Raw genomic sequence first — 19812 nt, 5'->3', positions numbered from 1 at the left:
TGAAAGGCAATATCGGGTGGCGCTCAACCGCAATAGTCAGTGGCGCTCACACCATCGAATACTCAATTGCGGCCCGGACAGCGGCAGGCACGACGGCTACGGTGATGATGAGCGCAATCATGATGCTTTCCTGTTCTCCTAACGGAGTTCCGGCGGGCAGGGCACGCGCTGCGGATTCGACTCAAGCTGGGGTCGGCGTGTACCTGTGCGTCGGTCGCGGATCCTTTTTGTTTCGGCGAGGATGTCGCCGGGCCGGGCATGGGCGGCACCTTCGCCGGCATAGTGCTTGGAGATCGCTACTCTCCAGTCGTCGGCGAGGATTATGGGGATCTCGTCGACTGGGTACACCCATGCGTCGAGGTCGTCTTCGTTGAGTGTGCGGCCGTCGTGGTCGGCAATGAATCGCAGTAGGTCCATGGTTAAGCTCCGAGCTGTCTTTGCCCTGGGTCGTCTCCCCTTTTCTTCAGCTTTGATTCGTGACCGGAGTGCGAGGTTCTGGTCTCGTGCCGCAATTGGTCGAATGTGCGGGGCTCTACCCGCCCCGTTGGTCGTGCCCGATCTGATGGTGAGTCGTTGATCCACACGTCGGCGTTGACCCATATTGCCGTGTTCTTTGTGTACGTGTCTTCCCGGTTGGGCTCGTCGCGGTAGTCCTCGGCTCAAGAGCCGATGGGCTCTGGGTCTGCTCGCTTGCTCGCGGTCTCCCATGTTTCATGTTCTCGGCGTTTGTCGATGTTCTTGGGGTAGATGGTCCAGAAGGTCTCGAAGTCTTCGGGGTAGGCAGTGTGCGCATTTTTGCGCAGAGCATGGAGATGGGAGCCGGAGTTAGTAGCTGGAGTAGGCGAAGTTTGATTTGGGCCCAGTTTGAGTTCGGCGTGCAAAGTTCGGCTGGATGACGCCGAGGACGATCAGAAACACCATCGGTACGACCTTTTTCACGCCAGCCGGACTAGCGCTGGCGTCGGCCCAACTGGGACATTCGGAGGTCGGCACGACCACGAAACTATACGCGCTGCACCACAATTTCGGCACTGAGTCCGTCGTGGCATGCTCGACGAATGGTCTCAAAGCGCCTCGTAACCGCATTCCTGACCGGCTTCAGGCAAGTAAAATCCCCTCCCCCAGACCGTCAAGCCTGGCGGGAGGGGATGTGCTGAGCCGCCTGGGAGAATCGAACTCCCGACCTATTCATTACGAGTGAATCGCTCTACCGACTGAGCTAAGGCGGCAACCGACCTAACTTTAGCCAAAACCAGGACTCCTGGTCAAAAGGAGAATGACTGAGACTTCAGTACGTAACGCAACTCACATATGCTGGGCTTCTCCGCTCATTCATTTCGCACTTCAGGAGTAACATGAGCACCGCACAGATGGCCGTTCCAACGGCCGCAGAACTTCCCAGCATCGGCGCCGTGCTCGACAGCTGGCAGACCGACGACGGACCGCTCCATCTTCACACAGGCGACCTCGGCTGGTATTCGCTGAGAGACTCCGAAGCTACAGCTCAAGCAATGCGGATCTGGCGGTGCGACGACAAGGTCCTGGCAATCGGACTGCTGGACGGGGAAGACCTTCTGCGCCTGGCCGTGGACCCGGACTTCAGCCATGACGACTCTTTGGCACAACAGATCGAATCCGACATCGACCCGTCAGACAGCGCTGTCCCTCCCCTAGACAACGCCGTCTTCGGGAAAGGATCGGCAATCGTCGAGGCTCGAGGAGCAACCTGCCTCGTTGCTCGGTTGGCAGAACGCGGATGGGAGGCAGACGAGCCGTGGACGCCTCTGAATCGTGACCTGAATCTGCCAGTTGAGGAACCCGACCTCCGGGTGGAGGTTGCCGGGCCGGATAGCGCTGAGGCATGGACTGCCGTTCATTGGTCAGCATTCCGCGGTATGCCCTACACCGTGGACGACAAACAGCGATTCGTCCAACGGTGGCACACGATGATGTCTGGCCCTTTCTCCTCGTGGGCACAGAGTCTGCTGGGGTATGACGACTCAGACCAGCCGGTTGCAGTGACGACGGTGTGGTCCGCAGGTCCGAACCGGCCAGGGCTGCTCGAGCCGTTGGCTGTGCACCGTGACCACCAGGGTCACGGCTACGGGAAGGCCATGGCGATCGCTGCGGCAAGAGCCCTGCAACAGTTGGGATCTTCGTCAGCAGCGGTGGGCACGGAGAGTTCGAATGTGGCCGCTGTCGCCGCGTACTCATCCGCTGGCTTCGCTCCCCGCACCGAGGTGAGGGATCTTCGACGAAACAGGTGAAGCACCGTGCACTGACGTTTCAGGGACACCGCACCCGTTAACCTGGTGGAGACAGACATTCGAAGAGAGAAAAGGGTGACGCACGTGGTCGAGTTCGACTCGAAGGACTTCATGAGTGATTTCCAGACGCTCATCGAATGTGAGTCGTTCTCCCAGGACCCCGAATCACTGGCCCGCAGTGCTCAGCTGGTTTCGCGGATCGGCACTGGTCTTCTCGGGGCAGCTCCTCACCTCATCGAAACCGATTCTCACCCGCACGTGCTGTGGCGCTTCGGCACCAGACCTCGCAAGGTTGTGCTCATCGGTCACCATGACACCGTATGGCCGACAGGCACTCTCGCCGATTTTCCCTATTCGGTTGCGGACGGTGTCGTACGTGGACCAGGCGCTGACGACATGAAGGGCGGCCTGCTCATCGCTCTCTATGCCATGGCGCGACTACGCCAACAGCGCGGGAGTCTCGATGGCGTCAGCATCCTCATGACCGGCGACGAAGAGCTCGGCTCCCCCGGTTCACGTCAGATCATTGAGGACGAAGCCCGTGGAGCCAAGGCGGCACTGGTCTTCGAAAGCGGCGCACCCGACGGGGCAGTGAAGATCGCTCGCAAGGGCGTTGCCATCTATTCCCTCGAAGTCACCGGTCTCGCCGCCCATGCCGGGGTCGAACCGGAGAAGGGCATCAACGCCACAATCGAAGTGGCCAATCAGGTCGTCAAGATCGCTGAGCTGCATGATCCGTCCGTGGGCACATCGGTTGTACCGACCGTCATGCACAGCGGTTCGACGACGAACACTGTGCCGGCCAAGGCTGTTGTCGGCGTCGACTCCCGCGCTGCCTCGGTGGCGGAACAGGAGCGTATCGACGGCATTCTCAGCTCCCTCTCCCCTACTGTGGCCGGAGCCAAGGTCGATGTCAGAGGCGGAATCAACCGGGCCCCGCTGGAGGAGAAGATGGCACTGGGTCTCTACGCCCGAGCCCAACGGCTGAGCGCCCACTTGGGGCACCCGCCATTGCGGTCCGTTGCCGTCGGCGGTGGGTCGGACGGTAATTTCACAGCCGGTGTCGGAACTCCGACCATTGACGGACTCGGCACAGTGGGCGGCGGGTCGCACGCAAGGACAGAGCACGCCCTGCAGGTGTGGATTCCTCGCCGAGTCGAGCTCACCACCGCATTGGTCGGCGAGCTCCTCGACGAGGACTGAACCTCAGAGTGCCCCTGTGCGGTCCTCGAGCAGCCAGGGGTTCGACAGCAGCACGAACGCTGATTCGACGATGAGCACAGGCGACATGTTCGTCTGCAATCGTCGTCTCGCCTCGGTGATAGCGTCGATGCGCAGCAGAGTCGTGTCAGGTCCGTCCCTATTCGCCTGTTCGGAGATGAGGTCGCCTTCGCCAGCGTTGATCCACCCGTCGCGGATCCCCAACTGGTGCATGAGGATGTCCCGGTAGAGGCTCATGAGTTCGAGGAAGATCCGGTCGAGTTCGTCGTTGCGGGCGCGGACTGATCGGCGTTTCTGCTCTTCCTCAAGCTTCCTGATCTGGGATCTTGCCGAGGGTGGGATGGACTTCTCCGATTCGATGCCCAGAGTCGCCATCAGATCGGTTCGTTCCGTGGCATTGCGTTCCTCGACCCGAGACTTCGCGGTCTCCGCGGCTTCATCGACGATGCGTCCCGCCAAGCGGATAGTCGCCCCGACAGAGGTCAGCTTCCCTGGGATCGCGAGGATCTGTTTGCGCTCCTCACCGGCGGATTCATTGAGCGCCATGTACTTGGCCCGACCGATGTGGTTCTGCGCGACTGCGGCCGCCCACTTAGCCCTGTCCTCATCGATGTGATCACGTTCGATGAGGAGCTTGGCCACGGCATCCCGAGAGGGAATGCGCAGGCGGACGGGCCGGCACCGAGAACGGATCGTGGTGAGAACATCGATGGGGCTGGGCGCGCACAGCAGCCACACTGTGGCTGGAGGCGGTTCCTCGATGGCCTTGAGTAAGACGTTGGCCGTACGTTCGCTCATCCGATCTGCGTCTTCGATGATGACGACTCGCCACGGGGAATTGACCGGAGCAGACTGTGCTTTCGTCACCAGTTCTCGCACTTCGTCAATGGTGATCACCGATTTCTGAGTCGACATGATCGTCAGCGATTCGTGATGGCCTTTGAGTACGCGTGCGGTGACGTCATTGGGTTCTTCACCGCCTGAGATCAGTGCCGCGGCGAAGGCTCGAGCCGCATTGGAACGACCCGACCCCGGAGGGCCGGTGAACAGCCAGGCGTGGGTCATCGCGCCCGGCGAGTGCAGTGCATACTCGAGCTGGGTGATGACGTCGTCCTGGCCGACGAGCTCATTGAAGACGCTCACTCAGTGACCTTCCGGGTTGTTGAAGCGCTGGTGGTTGCGTTCGCGCTGCTTACGCAGGCGCTCACGTGCCTGACGTTCGATCTCCGCCTGGGCCTGCAGTCGCTCTCGACTCATCTGTCGGGCGGTGCGCACGGGCAGAACTGTTGTCGCGGCGTCTTCATCCCCCGCATCGGTCCCGCCTGCTGGCTGAGAATCGGTCCTCGGCGGTGTCCCGTCCTCGTTACCACGGTCGACCTGACTGACCACCCGGGTTTCTGCTTCCTCGGAATCGGGCCGTGCGATCTCATTCGTCGGCACAGCGTCCTCATCACCATCGTCATCGTCATCGTCATCGTCATCGTCATCGGCCAAGGGTGCACTCGGTGTGATTCCGCGGGCTGGCAGCACAGTAGTGGCCGCATCCTCGTCGGATTCGGTTTCGGACTCGGGTTCGGCTTCGGCTGCAACTTCGGACTCGAACCGAGGTGCGACCTCGGACTCGGGTTCGGCTTCGAACTCGGGTTTGCTTGCGTGAGCCGGAAGCACCGTCGTGGCTGCTTCGTCATCACCCTGCACATCTGGGGCTCGCAGGTCAGCGCCGAGGTCGACTCTTTCCGTTTCGACCCCGTCATTGCGTTCTTCGGATTCGCGACGGTCAGCGGCCTGCGGGAAGAACCGTTCGTTCGAGGCCGGAACGAATCGGGCTCCGGGCTCGGGCGCGACCGCCTCGTCGGCGGTAGTCGATGCTCCGTCTTCCGATTCCTCGGCCGGGCCGCCGACGGCTGCCTGGGACGGATGGCTTCCGGCCACCTCGGCGCCGGTGGACTTACCGGTGGCAGCGCCTGCCTCGGATTCGGACACACTGCTTACCTTGCGCGGCAGGCGGGTCCGGATGGCGGTGAGGATTTCGGCAGTCAGTTCGTCTTCGGACACCGAGGCGTCGAGGACGACGTAGCGAGCGGGTTCCTTGTGTGCACGGGTCAGGTAGGTCTGACGCACTCGCTGGTGGAACTGCTGGTCTTCCTCGTCGAGGTAGTTGCTCTCACCGCGTTTGCCCATCCGGGCCGCGGCAGTCTCGGGGTCGATGTCGAGGACGATCGTCAGGTGCGGGACGAGTCCCTGAGTCGCCCACTTGCTCAGCGCCAGGATTGTCTTCGGATCGAAGTTGCGACCAGCGGCCTGGTAGGCGATCGTCGAATCGATGTACCTGTCGGTGATGACGATGCTGCCGGCGTCGAGGCTCGGATCCACCAATGAGGCCACATGGTGGGCACGGTCGGCGGCGAAGAGCAGAGCCTCGGTGCGGGAGCTCGGAGGTTCGGAGTCGAAGAGCACCGAACGGATCTGTCGTCCCAGTTCTGTCCCACCTGGTTCGCGGGTCGCTTCGACATTGTGGCCCTCATCGGCCAGCGTCTGTGAAATCCGTTTGATCTGTGTGCTCTTGCCCGAACCGTCCCCGCCCTCAATGGCGATGAAGAATCCGGCTCCCAGACGTTCCGCGGAGTTTCCGATGCCGTCGTTGGCACCGTTCTCAGCGGCGCTGGGCGGACGGAATCCGTGAACGATATCGACGGACAGTCCTTGGAGACCATGGGGGTCGAAGATGAAGAGACCGATGACTCCGGCGACCAGAGTTGCCAGTCCCATGATTCCGAACGCCACGTCGCTGGGTGCCAGCATCCATTCCATGGCCGAGCCGACCGGGATGGTGACGCCGAAGTCAACAGCATTGAGGATGAGCGCGACGACAGCACCACCGACGGCTCCGATCCGGCGAGAGAAGTCATAGGGCTGTGAGCGCACGCCGATTCCGACGAGGAAGGCGATGACGGCGGTGAGGACGAACTTGCCGGAAAGCTCGTTGATGGCGCCCGTGGCGATCAAGAGGATCCCCGATACGGTCAGGGCGAACGCGGACACGCGCGGCCTCGACATTCCGGGCGCGAAGGTGGGACCCATTTCGAAGCCGATGGCCCAACCCACGAGGCAGGACGCAATCATGAGGGCGAAGCCGGCTTGGCCGAAGCTGTGTTGGACGGCGGTCGGCTGCGCCAGAATGACTGTGGTTCCCAGCACCGCGAAGAGGGCGATGCACACCCACGGCATCGCGATATTCGCGGCCGGTCTGGCCACGCGGGCCTTGATCGAAGGGAATGCGCCCGTCGTCGCCGATTCCGCGTGGAGGGCTCGCTCGGGGGTGAGGAAGATGATGACGGCACCGACAGCCATGGCGATGCCCACCAGGAGGCTCGTCCAGCCCAGCGCTTGTGTGCCTGCGGCAGAGCCGCCGATGATCTGGAAAGAGAAGGAGACGAAGACGAGGAGTGCCGCGGGAATGCCGACCCGACGCCATGGCTTCTCGTTGGTGAAGGGGTTGATGCTCATCAGCAGGCCGACGACGGCACCCAGGAACAGAGCGGTAACCCAGGTCAGCCAGGCGCTCGGGGCAAGGCTGAGGACGATGAGCAGTCCGGCCTCAACGACAGCGGCGATGCTGAGGGCGAGTTTGCGGACGGCTGGCCCTTTGCTCGCCAAGATCTTCTGCGGGATGAAGAGTCCGGCTCCGGCGAGGACGAAGACGATGAGAAGAGACAGGCTTCCCAGCTGGTTGTCGAAGCCTCCCGCAGCCAGGCTGTCGGCCATCGCGGTGAAGGCTCGCCCGCCGATCGTGGCGAAGAAACCGCTGGTGCCCGCCACGACATAGCTGATCGCCACGAGTACGATCAATGCGCCCCAGGCTGCGGTCTCGGCAACCAACCGGCCAGGGGCTCCGGGAAGTCGATGTCCTGTAGTCGTCAACATACTCACAGACCTACAATATCTGCCGCGACTGACATATCTCTTGGAACAGACCGGATCTCTTCTCACCGATGTCTGATCCTCTACTCTTGATTGCGTGCACATAACGCGAACATCGATGTCAGCAGTAGCAACGACCGGCTTGGGTCCGATCGAGGAACTTGCCTTTGCCAGGGTCCTCCTCGACTCGGTCAAGCACGGCACCCGAGGAGCAACGCTGCGGATGTACAGGCCAGCACCGACGTTGGCCTTCGGGGCCAGAGATCGGTTCCTTCCCGGGTTCCCCGCAGCAATCGAAGCGGCGAAGGATCACGGTTTCACGCCAGCTCTGCGCAGCCTCGGCGGGCGAGCTGCCGCCTATCATCGGGGATCGCTGGTCATCGATCACATCGAACCCAGTGATGCGTTCATCAAAGACACCACGGCGAGGTTCTCCGCCTTTGGGCAGGACTACGTCGAGGTTCTGCGTGGCATCGGAGTCGACGCCCGCCTCGGCGAGATTCCTGGGGAGTACTGCCCCGGTGAGCACAGCGTGAATGTGGCCGGTCGGATCAAGGCGATCGGAACCGCACAGCGAGTGGTCTCGGGCGCGTGGCTGTTCTCCTCATCCGTGATCGTCGAGGATCCCGATCCCATCCGTTCCGTCCTCACCGACGTCGAGGCGGCCCTGGGCATCGAGTGGGATCCGGCCACTGGTGGGTCGATCAGAGAAGTCCACCCCGAGGTCACGATCGACACCGTCGCCGAGGCGTTCGCCTCCTACTATGCCCACGCCGATCCGCACACGCCCGGTGAGCCCACAGCCGCCGAACTCGCAGCGCTGCCCGACAAGATCGGCACCCACGTGCTGTGACGGCACCTACTCCATGACGACCCCTGCACTGCGACCCTGTACTGCGACACCGAAGCAATTGGAGACGATGACCCGATGAATGTGCGCGAGGCGACGAAGGACGATCTGCCCGACATCCTCCGGCTGGTCCAAGCCCTGGCCGTGTATGAGAAGGAGCCCGATGCGGTCGAGGCCACCGAAGACGATTTCGCTGCGGTGATGTTTCCCGCCGATGGGCATCCGAGCACCTATGGCCTCGTCGCCGAGGTGGACGGACAGATCATCGGCATCGCGATCTGGTTCCACTCGTTCTCCACCTGGACTGGGAAGAATGGGATCTGGCTCGAAGACTTATTCGTCGATCCCGATCACCGCGGAAATGGGGCGGGCAAGGCGCTGCTGGGTCACTTGGCCCAGATCTGCCAGGAACGGGGTCTGACTCGACTCGAGTGGTGCGTTCTCAAATGGAACGAGCCCTCAATCGGCTTCTACCGTTCGCTGGGTGCAAAGGCTCAGGACGAATGGGAGACCTTCCGTCTCGATGGTGAGGCGCTGCGCTCGTTCGCAGCAGAGTCGGCGGGACAGTAGACGGTAGGCAGTCCCGACTGTGTCTGAGCCTCACGCGTCGAGGTTGAGTTCGACCTCTTCGATCCGCTCGACTGGGCGGAATCCCAGTCTCTGGTTGATCGCAAGCATGTGCTCGTTCTCTTCTGCGTTGTAGGTGATGATCGCTCGGGCCTCCAGGCCCGACTGTGAGAACTCGTGCGCGGCGGCAGCTTTGACTGCTGCCCCGAGCCGATGACCCCGATACTGGTCGCGGACAAGGGTCCCCCACTGGTAGACCATGGCTTCGACCGACGAATGGACCAGCTGCGTGTAGGCTGCGATGTCTCCGGAAGAGTCGAGAGCGATCGCTGCGAAGCTTGTCCGCCCCTGCATTGCGAAGATGGCCTCCTGTTCGCGGATGTCTGCCGCCGAGGTGGCTTCGGGTTCAACGTCGCGCACTCCCGTGGGCGCCTCAGTTTCGATGAGACCCTCCATAAGAGCCCATTGCTCGACGAACTCCTCCGGCACATCTCCGGACCAGGAGTGGAACTCGAAACCCTCGTGGAATGGTCGTGCTTCCCTGGCGATCGTGCGAACGAGGGCGGAGTCCACTGGCAGAGGACACTCACTGCGGAGGTCTCCGATGGCGAAGGTGAATCCATGGTGTTCGGCAAACGCGATCCCGGGCGCCGTGGTCTCGACATCTTCAGACCTGGAGTCTGCTTCGCTGGTCCTGAACGGTCGGAATACTTCCGAAGAGATCACCCGACGATCCAACTCCTTGGTGCGTGAACGAACGAATTCGAGCATCGCGGAGCCGACACCTCGGCGACGGGATCCGGGGTCGACGTAGAGTCCGGCGTCGACTCTGTGCCGGTTGTCGCTGAGCGGCATCGTCAGCGCGATTGCTCCGATCGCTGAATCGGCCTCCGTCGCACTGCGCACGAGGTAGAGCTCCGTCATCGACGAGGTTCGCTGCGTGCGCAGTTCGGCACTGAGCTCAGCTTCGGGCCACACCGGAGCGTCAGGTCCTCGATCGTGGGAACTCGCCGCAGCGAACACCTCGTGCCACGCATGGAACGCATCGTCGTCAGCAGGGTCGTTGAGGCGGATCGAGATCGCTGGTGCAGGTGCCATTGGGTCGGACTCCGTTGTCTGAGATCGGCTGGGTAGATTCGAGGTACCGCTTCAGTGGACGGTGTATGTGCGTCTTAGGCGGACGATTTGAGCTGAATTCACGCTCTGGCACCAGCCTAAAACGTCCACCCAGCGTGACCCGTGCCGGTAGAAGACTGAACATTGCGAGTCGAAGAAGAAAAGGGCCGATCCTCCGTAGAGGAATCGACCCAGAACTTCCGGAGCTCAGAGCACCGAAACTAACTATAGCACCGGCCTCAGGGAGTCTTCGGCTTCGCAGTCGTGGACTTCTTGGCCGCGGTTGTCGACTTAGCAGTCGTCTTCTTCGCCGTCGTCGACTTCGCAGCAGTCGACTTGGCAGCGGTCTTAGCCGGAGCCTTCGCCGTGGTCTTCTTCGCTGTGCTTGTCTTGGCTGCGGTCGACTTCTTCGCAGGAGCCTTCTTAGCCGCAGTCTTCTTAGCCGCAGTCTTCTTAGCCGGCGCCTTCTTCTTTGCCGGTCCCTTTGCACGCTTCTCCGCGAGGAGCTCGGCGGCACGGCTGATGTCCATCGACTCGACCGAATCGTCCTTGCGCAGGGTTGCGTTGAACTCGCCATCGGTGACGTAGGGGCCGAAGCGACCGTCCTTGACCACGACCGGCTTCTTCGAAATGGGGTCCTCGCCCAGTTCCTTCAGCGGTGCCGCTGCCTGACGCCCACCACGCTGCTTCGGCTGGGCGTAGATCTTCAGCGCCTCGTCGAGGGTGATGTTGAAGATCTGATCTTCCTCGGTCAGCGACCGTGAGTCGGTGCCCTTCTTCAGATACGGACCATAGCGGCCGTTCTGAGCGGTGATGTCGGTGCCCTCTTCGTCCTGGCCGACGACGCGAGGCAGGCTGAGCAGAGTCAGCGCAGTCTCGAGGTCGATCGAGTTCAGGTCCATGGACTTGAACAGGGAGCCGGTGCGTGGCTTCGGCTTCTTGGCCCCACGCTTGGGCTTCTCTTCAGGCTCAGGCAGAACCTCGGAGACGTACGGGCCGAAACGCCCGTTCTTCGCCACAATCGTGTGTCCGCTCTCAGGATCGACTCCCAGTTCACGGTCACCGTCGCCCTGGGATTCGATGAGTTCAGCGGCCTTGGCCGCAGTCAACTCGTCCGGGGCCAAGTCCTCAGGCACAGATACGCGCTTCGGGTCTGCACCCTCTTCGGAGGCCGGGACTTCGAGGTATGGACCGTAGCGGCCGACGCGCAGGTTCACGCCTTCACTGATGCGAACGGTGTTGACCTCGCGGGCATCGATGTCGCCGAGGTCATCGACGACTTCCTTGAGCCCATCGCGATCTTGAGACTTGTCGCCGAAGTAGAAGCGGGCCAGCCAGGCCTTGCGATCTTCTTCGCCCATGGCGATCCGGTCAAGTTCGGATTCCAGATCGGCGGTGAAGGCGTAGTCGACGAGACCGGTGAAGTGCTCCTCGAGGAGTCGCACGACGGAGAACGCCAACCAGCTGGGCACCAGGGCGTTGCCGCGGGAGGTGACGTAGCCGCGGTCCTGGATGACGGAGATCGTGGCAGCGTAGGTCGAAGGACGGCCGATGCCGAGCTCTTCGAGCTGCTTGACCAGGCTGGCTTCCGTGAAGCGCGGTGGTGGGGCTGTCGTGTGACCGTCGGCTTCGGCCTTGACCACCGACAGCGACTGTCCTTCGTCGACCTGCGGCAGGCGTGATTCGCCGGACTTCGTGTCGTAGCGTCCGGCGTCGGTGCCCTCTTCGTAGGCGGCGAGGAATCCGCGGAAGGTGATGACGGTGCCGCTGGCGCTGAAGCCGGCTTCGTGGCCGTCGGCGAGGTCGGCACGGACCTTGATGGTTGCGGTCTTGCCCTTGGCGTCGGCCATCTGGCTGGCGACTGTGCGCTTCCAGATCAGGTCATAGAGACGGAACTCGTCGCCGCTGAGTGACTTCGAGACCTGGGCCGGGGTGCGGAAGGAGTCACCGGAGGGACGGATCGCCTCGTGGGCCTCCTGCGCCGACTTCTGCTTGCCCGAGTAGGTGCGAGGCGACTGCGGAACGAATTCGGGACCGTAGAGTTCGGTCACCTGCTTCCGTGCCGCGGAGATCGCCTGGCCCGACAGCGCCGAGGAGTCGGTACGCATATAGGTGATGTAACCGTGTTCGTACAGCGACTGGGCAGTGCGCATGGCCTGACGCGCACTCATGCGCAGCTTACGGCCGGCTTCCTGCTGCAGGGTCGAGGTAGTGAACGGTGCCGCAGGCTTGCGCGAATAGGGCTTCGACTCGACGGCAGTGACCGTCAGCGCGTCCTTCGCGGTGCCGTTGAGCTCTGTGGCCAATGCTTCAGCCCTGGCCTGGTCGACGACGGTGGCCGATGAGTTCTTCAGCTCACCCTTGTCGTTGAAGTCACGGCCGGAGGCCACGCGAGCACCGTCAAGGGTCGCAAGGTTCGCTGCGAACGGGCTGGTGCCGTCGGGCAGCCCCAGGTCGACATCGAGGTCCCAGTAGTCGGCGGAGACGAAGGCCATGCGTTCGCGTTCGCGTTCGACGACGAGGCGGGTTGCCACAGACTGGACACGTCCGGCGGAGAGGCCGGCGCGGATCTTGCGCCACAGGACGGGCGAGATCTCGTAGCCGTAGAGGCGGTCGAGGATGCGGCGGGTCTCCTGTGCGTCGACGAGAGCGGTGTCGATCTCACGAGTGTTCTCCAGAGCCCGTTCGATGGCCTCGGGAGTGATCTCGTGGAAGACCATGCGCTTGACGGGGATCTTCGGCTTGAGAACCTCGAGAAGGTGCCAGGCGATGGCCTCACCTTCGCGGTCCTCATCTGTTGCGAGATAGAGTTCGTCGGCGTCCTTGAGGAGGCGCTTGAGTTCGGTGACCTTCTTCTTCTTGCCAGGGTCGACCCGGTAGTAGGGATCGAAGTCGTTGTCGACGTCGACGGCGAATTTGCCGTACGGTCCCTTCTTCATGTCTGCCGGGAGCTCGGACGGGGTGGGAAGGTCGCGGATGTGGCCGACCGACGCCTCAACGTCGTAACCCTCTCCGAGGTACCCAACGATCGTTCGCGCCTTCGTCGGAGACTCGACGATGACGAGACGGCGGGGCTGCTTCTCGGTTGTGGTCACGCTTTCACATTCCTCTCACGGCGCCGGTTGATCGAATAAACGGACGATCCGGCCCAATGTAACACTGATGTTCGTGCTCGACCTGCATCGGGTTGATGCAGTGAACCTCAACGGCAACGGTTTTCGATACTACCGTTATTCCAGGTTTCCACCGTTCACGGGCAGCAGCGCACCGGCGGCGACGAGCTGCCTCACCTGGGCGATGAGCTGGTCTTCGAGCGCGGTCGGATTGACGTCGAGCAGCTGGGCCAGAGCCACCGCGGTCTGCCTCAGGCTCAGGCTGCCGTCGGCGACGGAGACGAATCCTGCCAGGGCGGTGTCGAGGTCGAAGACCTGCCCGAATCCGATCCCCTGCTCCAAGGTGATCGAGCTCGGATCCGATTCTCCGGGCACATGGTGGCGGTGCTCGACGAGGTCCGGGGAACGGGTGAATACGGTGTTTGCGATCTCCTCGGCCCCGGCGGTTGCCAGCCATGACCTCAGCGCGAACGTGGTGGCGACGAACTGTCCGAGCCCGTGCGGGTTGTTCGCAATCGCCGAGGTGGTCCTGACCGTGGTCTTGAACGTTGAGGACGACGGTGAAGAGTCACCGGCACCCGCGTGGTCGGCAATCGTTGGGACATCGTTACCTGTCGCCTGCGCAGCTTCGTCGCCGTGATCGTCCTCAGCCGAGGCCGACTGCTTGTGCATGATGACATAGCCGAAGACGACCTCGCTCACATCTCGGGATGCGAAGTCGTCCATCCATGCTGCGGTCGCAGCGTTCCATTCCTCGCTGGCACGTGGGATGCCCCCATCGCGGATCCATGTCTCCGCGTAGGCGATGGGGTCAAGTCCCTCCCGTTCGATGACGAGCACCGAGGTGTCCGGGTCCGTGACCCAGGATTCTGGCCCTGCTTCCCTCGCCGAGGTGGTCTCCCAGTTCCCGAGGCATACTGAGCGTCCGCCCGGTTTGAGAGAGTCGGGAATCGCAGTGAATAGAGACCGAACGAGCCGGTCGCCGGTCATCCCTGCGTCTCTGTATTCGAAGGTGGTGACGTTCGTACGAGGGGTGATGACGAAGGGCGGGTTGGATACGAGCAGATCCACTTGTTCGTGCAGTGGTTCGAGCATGGATCCCGCCCGGAGTTCGATGTTGCCCACCCCGTTGAGTTCTGCGCTGAGCCCCGTCAGGTGCAGGGCCCGTTCCGAGATGTCGGTGGCGATGACGCGGTCGCTGTGGCGGGCCAGAAGCAGAGCCTGGATCCCGCACCCGGTGCCGATGTCGGCGGAGACACTGACCTGCTCGCGAGGTGTCAGTGATACGAGGGTGCGTCCTGCCCCACCGAGTCCGAGTACGAAGTCGCCGTCGAGGACATCGGGATTGATGAGAGTCCCGTGGTCGCTGACCAGATAGAGATTCTCGTCACCGGGGCGAAAGCCGCGCGGAACTCCGACCGGCAGATCATAGGGAGTGATCGCAAACGGCGCGGACACGGATCCTTCAGCCCCCACCTCGGCGGCGTCATATTTGCCGGCGGCGTCATTCGCGCCATCCACGAGCAGTCCCCGGTCGACGGCGACGTCGAACGCATCGTCGCCGAGAGCGGCACGGGCAGTTTCGGTGCTGACGTCACGATGGAAGTGGAAGAGCAGGGCCAGGGCCGCCAGATTCTGGTCGAATGGCTCCTGCGCCTGCGCAGAGTTGAGAATCTTCTCGCAGCAGTGGATCGCCGGTGCCGCATTGTTGCGCACCACTGCCGAGGCGATGGGCTCGCCCCACAATTGGCGCAGTCGGGGCACGGTGTATCCGGCCCGATAGAGACGGTCTGCCACGAGGGTCATGTCTAGTTCACTCACACCCAAATCCTAACGACTGCACCCCGATGACCCCGACTGCGCCATAATTGAGGCCATGGCCTCTTCTGCTCTTCTCGACATCGTCACCGGATTCGGTGCCAGGGATGAACGGATCGTCCACGTGCGCGATATTCCACAGCGCTTCGAACATGAGTCGGCCTGGCCGGACTGGATCGACGAGGAACTCAAACATGCCTGCCACGCCATCGGCGTGGATCAGCTGTGGGATCACCAGCTCGAAGCCGCACAGGCCGCGCGCGAGGGCTCCGACGTCGTCATCGCCACTCCGACCGCGTCGGGGAAGTCCCTGGGATTCTGGTTGCCGGTCCTCGAATCCATTCAGGCCACCCGGGCGAAGCTGCGCACCTCCTCGGCGATCTACATCGCGCCGACCAAGGCTTTGGCGGCAGACCAGTTGGCGAATCTGGAGAAGCTCATCGTCCAAGGCATGCGCCCGGCCACCTATGACGGGGATACTTCGCAGGAGTCGAAGGACTGGGCCAGGCGGCATGCGAACATCATCTTCACCAATCCGGACATGCTTCATCGCGGGATCCTGCCGCAGCACGAACGCTTCTCCCGGCTCTTCAAATCGCTGCGCTACATCGTCATCGACGAAGCTCATCGCTACCGCGGAGTCTTCGGATCCCACGTCGCACTGATCCTGCGCCGCCTGCTGCGCATCGCCGCCCACTATGGGGCTCATCCCGTGGTCATCGGGGCCTCCGCGACGATGGCGAACCCCGATCAGGCGTTCTCCAAACTCACCGGACGCAGCGTCCACGCGGTGAGCCAGGATTCCTCTCCGCGAGCTTCGGGCAGCTTCGCACTGTGGGAGCCTCCGGTCTCCCCCGGAGGCGAGCGCCGCAGCGGTTTGGTCGAAGCCGCTGACATCCTCACCGACGCCATGTGCGCCGGGTACCGGTCGATCGCATTCATCGCCTCCCGCCGTGGCACCGAGGCTCTGGCATCAACAGTCCGAGACCAGGTGGGCCAGGTCGATGACTCGCTGAAGGACAAGGTTGCGGCCTATCGCGGCGGCTACCTCGCCGAGGAGCGCAGGCTGCTCGAGTCCGCACTGCGCTCAGGTCGACTGTTGGCGGTGGCGTCGACGAATGCACTGGAGCTCGGGATCGACATCTCCGGCCTCGACCTCGTCATCATCTCCGGGTGGCCAGGAACCCTGGCATCGCTGTGGCAGCAGGCTGGTCGGGCCGGGCGTGCGGGACAGCGGTGGATGGCGGTATTCATCGCCCGTGACGACCCGCTGGACACCTACGTCGTCAACCATCCCGAGGTCATCTTCGATGCTCCCGTCGATGCGGGAGTCATCCATCCCGGCAATCCGCACGTGCTGAGCGGGCACCTGTGCGCCGCGGCCGCGGAAGTTCCGTTGCAGCAATCGGATCTCGTCCACTTCCCCGAGAACTCCACCGAGGTTCTCGCAGACCTGGTCGAACGCAAGCTTCTGCGAGCCCGGCCCACCGGGTGGTTCTGGGCGAAGGACTCGTCCGCGGCGGACATGTCCGATATCCGTGGCAGCGGGGGCGGTCAGTTCCGTCTCGTCGAGGCCAGCACCGGTGCACTGCTGGGAACCGTTGACGAGTCCGGGGCCTTCACCGGCGCTCACCCAGGGGCCGTCTATACACATCAGGGCGCGGACTTCACTGTCCTTGAGCTTGATCTCGAGGATCATGTTGCGCTCGTCGAGCGGACCGACGTCGACTACACGACGCAGGCCAGGTCGCAGACCGAGATCGACATTGTTGACACCGATCAGCAGCGGACTCTGTCTTCTGGGGTGACTGTGTGCAGCGGAACCGTCGACGTCAAGGACCACGTCATCGCCTACCGGATGCGAGCCAAGCGCGGTGGTGCGATCATCGCCGAGCACGAGCTCGATCTGCCCGAACGCACTCTGCAGACGAAGGCTGTGTGGTGGACGATTCCGCAGACGCTGCTGGACGAGGCTGAGATCATCCACGCCGATCTGCCCGGTGCCGTTCACGCGGCCGAGCATGCCTCGATCGGTCTCCTGCCGCTGTTCGCCGGCTGTGACCGGTGGGACATCGGCGGTGTCTCCACCGCATTGCACGCTGATACCGGCATGGCCACCGTCTTCGTCTACGACGGCCTGGCCGGTGGGGCTGGATTCGCCGAGCGCGGATATGAGGTCATCGAGGGGTGGCTGTCAGCGACCCGTGATGCGATCGCCGCGTGCGAATGTGTCGACGGCTGTCCCTCGTGCGTGCAGTCACCGAAGTGCGGCAACGGCAATGAACCCCTGGAGAAGGATGCGGCCCTGCGACTGCTGAGAGCAGTCCTGGGCTGAGGCTCTCCCTCGGAGCTGACGGCCCGTTCTACTTCCCGGCCACGGCCTTCTCCTTCACTTTCGGCAGCGGTCCTGGGATCTCAACCTCGACCTGAACATAGGCGCTCTGTTCTGACATTGATGCTCGGCAGTCGCTGACGACTGCACCATTGCGCCGAGCGACCTGCTTGGCGATGTCGCAGGGTTCGCCCGTGGCAAGTCCGCGAACCGCGTCGGCTGCCGCGAGCACCGCAAGGTCGGCCGCACTCTGCGCGGTGCTGTGGGCGGCGAAGGCTTGGCTGAGTCCGCCGATGGCGGTGACGAGGACCAGGATCATTGAACACAGGCCGACAACGATGTTCGTCACGACAGGGCTCCTGCTGCAGGCAGGCGCTGAGCCTCACTGGTGGAGGAGCGGTCTCCCTCTGTTCGCGCCGTTGCAGCCGCCTCGACCTCGTTGAGGAAGATGATCGCTGCGGGAAGTTCGATGGTCACGGTCACCGTCGAGTATCCGCCCTCGGAGCGCACCAACACCTCGGAGGCTTGCCCGGCGTGCTTCTTGGCTTCGGTGACGACCGCTGCCTGTGGTTCCCCGCGGGCGATCTCCCTGGCCGCAGATCTGGCTGCGTCGAAGGCTCTCAGCTGTGAGAAGCCGACGGCGGCTGCCCCTGCAAGCACGACGATGAGAAGCACGATGGCGGGCATGACAACGGCGAACTCTGCGGTGGCCGTTCCCGCGTCCCGGTGCCGCTTCGATCGTCGCGGTTCACAGGAGCATCCGGTCGTCATGTCAGGCTCCGAGGCCGAGGGCCGTCTGGATCACGCCGGTGACGAGTTCCTTGATCGGTTCCGACTTCAAGATGACGACCAACAGTGCGGCGAACCCGCAGGCGGCAAGCGTGGTGATCGCATACTCTGCGGTCGTCGCTCCCGCATCTGGGCCCCACTGTTCCGGAGTCCCGTCGCCGCGCAACGGTTCTTCAGCATTGCTGTCAACCGCACCAGTATCGGAATCCGAGTCGATGTCCTTGGTGTCGACGCGGCGTGCCTCACCCCATTGCGGGTAGGGCGGACCGTCGCAGTCCTTCGTCGTTGTTCCTATGCTCATAGTCTCCTCCTCATTGAAGCCCCCATTCGCGGTCTGCGAAGGGAGTTTCAGTGTTGGATGAGACGCACACCCACGTCGAGAGTCGACAATCGGGCTGTGGATAGACAGTGACCGTCCACAGCTCAAACGCACTCGAGTGGTGCCGAAATCAACAGGCTTGCGCACTCGAGTCGGCTCTCGGCTCGGCACGGCTCACGAAGCAGCCTGCTCGGCCCATGAGACCGCGAGCGTGTGGGTCAGAGCGTCAGCCTCGCCCGGCCCACTCCTCCTTGAGGATCGCCATGATGACCTCGTCGTGACGGCGGCCGTTGAAGAAGACAGCCTCACGACGGCGTCCTTCTTCGACGAATCCGGCCTTGGTGTAGGAGGCGATGCCTCGGGTGTTGAATGCCCAGGTCTGCAGCTCGATACGATTGAGTCCCAGCTGCAGGAAACCGTACTTGATGCCCAGCCTCACAGCATCGGAGCCGTAGCCGCGACCGTGGAATTCCGGGCCGAGGACGATTGCCAGGGTGGCAGACTGGTTGACCGAGCTCCGCGCGAAGAGTGTCACGTGGCCGACGAACTCCTCGGTTTCGAGCAGCTCGATGCTGAAGCCGACCGCGTCGGTGTCCTTGTTTGCGCTCCACAGTGAGAACTGTTCGGAGACGCCGCCTTCGGGACGTGGAAGGACAGTGTGATTCTGCAGGACCACGATCGAGGGGTCGAACCACCACTGTTCAAGGTAGGGAAGATCGTCTTCCTGCAGTGGACGGAGCCGTACGTGTCGACCTGTGAAGAGGTTTTCGGCGTATTCTTCGGCTTGTTCGACGTTGGACAGTTGATTGAAGGGCGTAACCGGTGCCATTCCTCGACTTTACCAAGGCCGGCTGAACGCTCAGTCAGCAAATGCCTGAGTCGACCGGAACGCAGGGCGGGATCGGTCAGAAGAACACAGTCGTCAGGTCCGACAGCAGTGATATGACCACGGGAACGACAGAGAGCAGCAGAAAGGCCGGAAGGATGCAGACTCCGAGCGGCACGACGAGTTTCACGCCCAGAGCCGCAGCCGCTTCCTGCCTGCGTCGACGGGAGGAATCCCGCAGCTCCTTCGCGACGGACTCGATGAGTGGGGCGGGCCCGACTCCGGTGTGCTCGGAGAATTCGAAGACCTCGAGGACGGGCAGGAGTCGGTCATCATCTGAGAGCTCCTGACCTCCGATCGTCATGGACCGTGCGGCCCGGCCCAGGCCCGACCGGTCCCCTGTCGCCTCTGCGGTCAACGCCAGGGCGACCGGGATCGGCAGTCCGGAGGTGAGGCAGATAGCCACAAGATCAAGGTCGAAGGCGAGCAGGTCATCAACCACCCGCGGCGAGGCGCCAGATTCTCTCTGCAGTTCCGCCTTGGACAGTTCAACACCATGTCGCCGACGCTGTCCCGGCACGTCCAACAGACGCCGCAGCCGACCATCGGATCTGCCCGACCACAGCAGAACTCCGAATGCGATGAGGACTCCCACGAGGAGTGCAACCATGCC

At 62.9% G+C, this 19812-nt stretch carries 16 protein-coding genes and 1 tRNA gene; 5 read left to right on the top strand and 12 right to left on the bottom strand.

Annotated elements, in window-relative coordinates; translation table 11 throughout:
* Nucleotides 1–138: 138 nt before the first annotated feature.
* Together CXR25_RS04625 and CXR25_RS04620 are read right to left on the bottom strand one after the other, a co-directional pair.
* Nucleotides 139–417, bottom strand: coding sequence for a hypothetical protein (locus CXR25_RS04625; protein ID WP_101570681.1), 279 nt, complete (start codon nt 415–417; stop codon nt 139–141).
* A 739-nt stretch (nt 418–1156) separates the two neighbouring features.
* Nucleotides 1157–1229, bottom strand: a tRNA-Thr gene (locus tag CXR25_RS04620).
* A 126-nt stretch (nt 1230–1355) separates the two neighbouring features.
* Here CXR25_RS04620 and CXR25_RS04615 point away from each other — a divergent pair.
* Nucleotides 1356–2267 (top strand): GNAT family N-acetyltransferase, encoded by a 912-nt coding sequence (locus tag CXR25_RS04615; RefSeq protein WP_101638787.1) that lies wholly within the window; start codon nt 1356–1358, stop codon nt 2265–2267.
* Between the two features lie 111 nt (nt 2268–2378).
* Complete coding sequence (locus CXR25_RS04610) at nt 2379–3470, top strand: M20/M25/M40 family metallo-hydrolase (RefSeq protein WP_226823730.1); 1092 nt, start codon at nt 2379–2381, stop codon at nt 3468–3470.
* Between the two features lie 3 nt (nt 3471–3473).
* On the opposite strand, the gene CXR25_RS04605 is transcribed toward CXR25_RS04610, so the two are convergent.
* Nucleotides 3474–4631: a DNA polymerase III subunit delta' gene (locus CXR25_RS04605; protein ID WP_101638786.1), complete on the bottom strand. Its 1158-nt coding sequence runs from the start codon at nt 4629–4631 to the stop codon at nt 3474–3476.
* Nucleotides 4632–7412: a dTMP kinase gene (tmk, locus tag CXR25_RS04600; RefSeq protein ID WP_241211571.1), complete on the bottom strand. Its 2781-nt coding sequence runs from the start codon at nt 7410–7412 to the stop codon at nt 4632–4634.
* 115 nt (nt 7413–7527) lie between these two features.
* Between tmk and CXR25_RS04595 the strand changes: the two genes are divergently transcribed.
* Nucleotides 7528–8262 (top strand): lipoate--protein ligase family protein, encoded by a 735-nt coding sequence (locus tag CXR25_RS04595; RefSeq protein ID WP_226823732.1) that lies wholly within the window; start codon nt 7528–7530, stop codon nt 8260–8262.
* Between the two features lie 75 nt (nt 8263–8337).
* On the top strand, nt 8338–8829 hold the full coding sequence (locus CXR25_RS04590) for a GNAT family N-acetyltransferase (RefSeq protein ID WP_096158381.1): 492 nt from the start codon (nt 8338–8340) through the stop codon (nt 8827–8829).
* A 30-nt stretch (nt 8830–8859) separates the two neighbouring features.
* On the opposite strand, the gene CXR25_RS04585 is transcribed toward CXR25_RS04590, so the two are convergent.
* From CXR25_RS04585 to CXR25_RS04575, 3 genes are all read right to left on the bottom strand, one after another.
* On the bottom strand, nt 8860–9924 hold the full coding sequence (locus tag CXR25_RS04585; RefSeq protein WP_009883365.1) for a GNAT family N-acetyltransferase: 1065 nt from the start codon (nt 9922–9924) through the stop codon (nt 8860–8862).
* Between the two features lie 257 nt (nt 9925–10181).
* Nucleotides 10182–13037, bottom strand: a complete 2856-nt coding sequence (gene topA, locus CXR25_RS04580; protein WP_096158378.1) for a type I DNA topoisomerase — start codon at nt 13035–13037, stop codon at nt 10182–10184.
* 135 nt (nt 13038–13172) lie between these two features.
* Nucleotides 13173–14876 (bottom strand): DUF7059 domain-containing protein, encoded by a 1704-nt coding sequence (locus CXR25_RS04575; RefSeq protein WP_240516276.1) that lies wholly within the window; start codon nt 14874–14876, stop codon nt 13173–13175.
* A gap of 55 nt (nt 14877–14931) precedes the next feature.
* Between CXR25_RS04575 and CXR25_RS04570 the strand changes: the two genes are divergently transcribed.
* Nucleotides 14932–17208: a DEAD/DEAH box helicase gene (locus CXR25_RS04570; protein WP_009883362.1), complete on the top strand. Its 2277-nt coding sequence runs from the start codon at nt 14932–14934 to the stop codon at nt 17206–17208.
* 28 nt (nt 17209–17236) lie between these two features.
* On the opposite strand, the gene CXR25_RS04565 is transcribed toward CXR25_RS04570, so the two are convergent.
* From CXR25_RS04565 to CXR25_RS04545, 5 genes are all read right to left on the bottom strand, one after another.
* On the bottom strand, nt 17237–17554 hold the full coding sequence (locus CXR25_RS04565) for an Rv3654c family TadE-like protein (RefSeq protein ID WP_009883361.1): 318 nt from the start codon (nt 17552–17554) through the stop codon (nt 17237–17239).
* Nucleotides 17551–17976, bottom strand: a complete 426-nt coding sequence (locus CXR25_RS04560) for a TadE family protein (RefSeq protein ID WP_096158375.1) — start codon at nt 17974–17976, stop codon at nt 17551–17553. Before CXR25_RS04560 ends, CXR25_RS04565 begins: the two co-directional genes overlap by 4 nt.
* 1 nt (nt 17977) lies before the next feature.
* Nucleotides 17978–18295: a DUF4244 domain-containing protein gene (locus CXR25_RS04555; RefSeq protein WP_009883359.1), complete on the bottom strand. Its 318-nt coding sequence runs from the start codon at nt 18293–18295 to the stop codon at nt 17978–17980.
* Between the two features lie 244 nt (nt 18296–18539).
* Nucleotides 18540–19142 (bottom strand): GNAT family N-acetyltransferase, encoded by a 603-nt coding sequence (locus CXR25_RS04550; protein WP_096146620.1) that lies wholly within the window; start codon nt 19140–19142, stop codon nt 18540–18542.
* A 76-nt stretch (nt 19143–19218) separates the two neighbouring features.
* The gene (locus CXR25_RS04545) at nt 19219–19809 is read right to left on the bottom strand and encodes a type II secretion system F family protein (RefSeq protein WP_096146619.1); all 591 of its coding nucleotides are present in this window, start codon (nt 19807–19809) and stop codon (nt 19219–19221) included.
* Nucleotides 19810–19812 lie beyond the last annotated feature (3 nt).

Source organism: Brevibacterium aurantiacum, from assembly GCF_003932995.1.
GTDB lineage: Bacteria > Actinomycetota > Actinomycetes > Actinomycetales > Brevibacteriaceae > Brevibacterium > Brevibacterium aurantiacum.
The sequence above is the reverse complement of the archived record's forward strand: the minus strand, read 5'-3'. Positions and strand labels throughout refer to the sequence as shown.

Coding starts and splice junctions, on each gene's coding strand:
- tmk (WP_241211571.1), bottom strand. CDS start 7,412: ATGTTGACGACTACAGGACATCGACTTCCCGGAGCCCCTGGCCGGTTG.
- CXR25_RS04555 (WP_009883359.1), bottom strand. CDS start 18,295: ATGAGCATAGGAACAACGACGAAGGACTGCGACGGTCCGCCCTACCCG.
- CXR25_RS04550 (WP_096146620.1), bottom strand. CDS start 19,142: ATGGCACCGGTTACGCCCTTCAATCAACTGTCCAACGTCGAACAAGCC.
- CXR25_RS04615 (WP_101638787.1), top strand. CDS start 1,356: ATGAGCACCGCACAGATGGCCGTTCCAACGGCCGCAGAACTTCCCAGC.
- CXR25_RS04570 (WP_009883362.1), top strand. CDS start 14,932: ATGGCCTCTTCTGCTCTTCTCGACATCGTCACCGGATTCGGTGCCAGG.
- CXR25_RS04545 (WP_096146619.1), bottom strand. CDS start 19,809: ATGGTTGCACTCCTCGTGGGAGTCCTCATCGCATTCGGAGTTCTGCTG.
- CXR25_RS04590 (WP_096158381.1), top strand. CDS start 8,338: ATGAATGTGCGCGAGGCGACGAAGGACGATCTGCCCGACATCCTCCGG.
- CXR25_RS04625 (WP_101570681.1), bottom strand. CDS start 417: ATGGACCTACTGCGATTCATTGCCGACCACGACGGCCGCACACTCAAC.
- CXR25_RS04560 (WP_096158375.1), bottom strand. CDS start 17,976: ATGACGACCGGATGCTCCTGTGAACCGCGACGATCGAAGCGGCACCGG.
- CXR25_RS04585 (WP_009883365.1), bottom strand. CDS start 9,924: ATGGCACCTGCACCAGCGATCTCGATCCGCCTCAACGACCCTGCTGAC.
- CXR25_RS04610 (WP_226823730.1), top strand. CDS start 2,379: ATGAGTGATTTCCAGACGCTCATCGAATGTGAGTCGTTCTCCCAGGAC.
- CXR25_RS04595 (WP_226823732.1), top strand. CDS start 7,528: ATGTCAGCAGTAGCAACGACCGGCTTGGGTCCGATCGAGGAACTTGCC.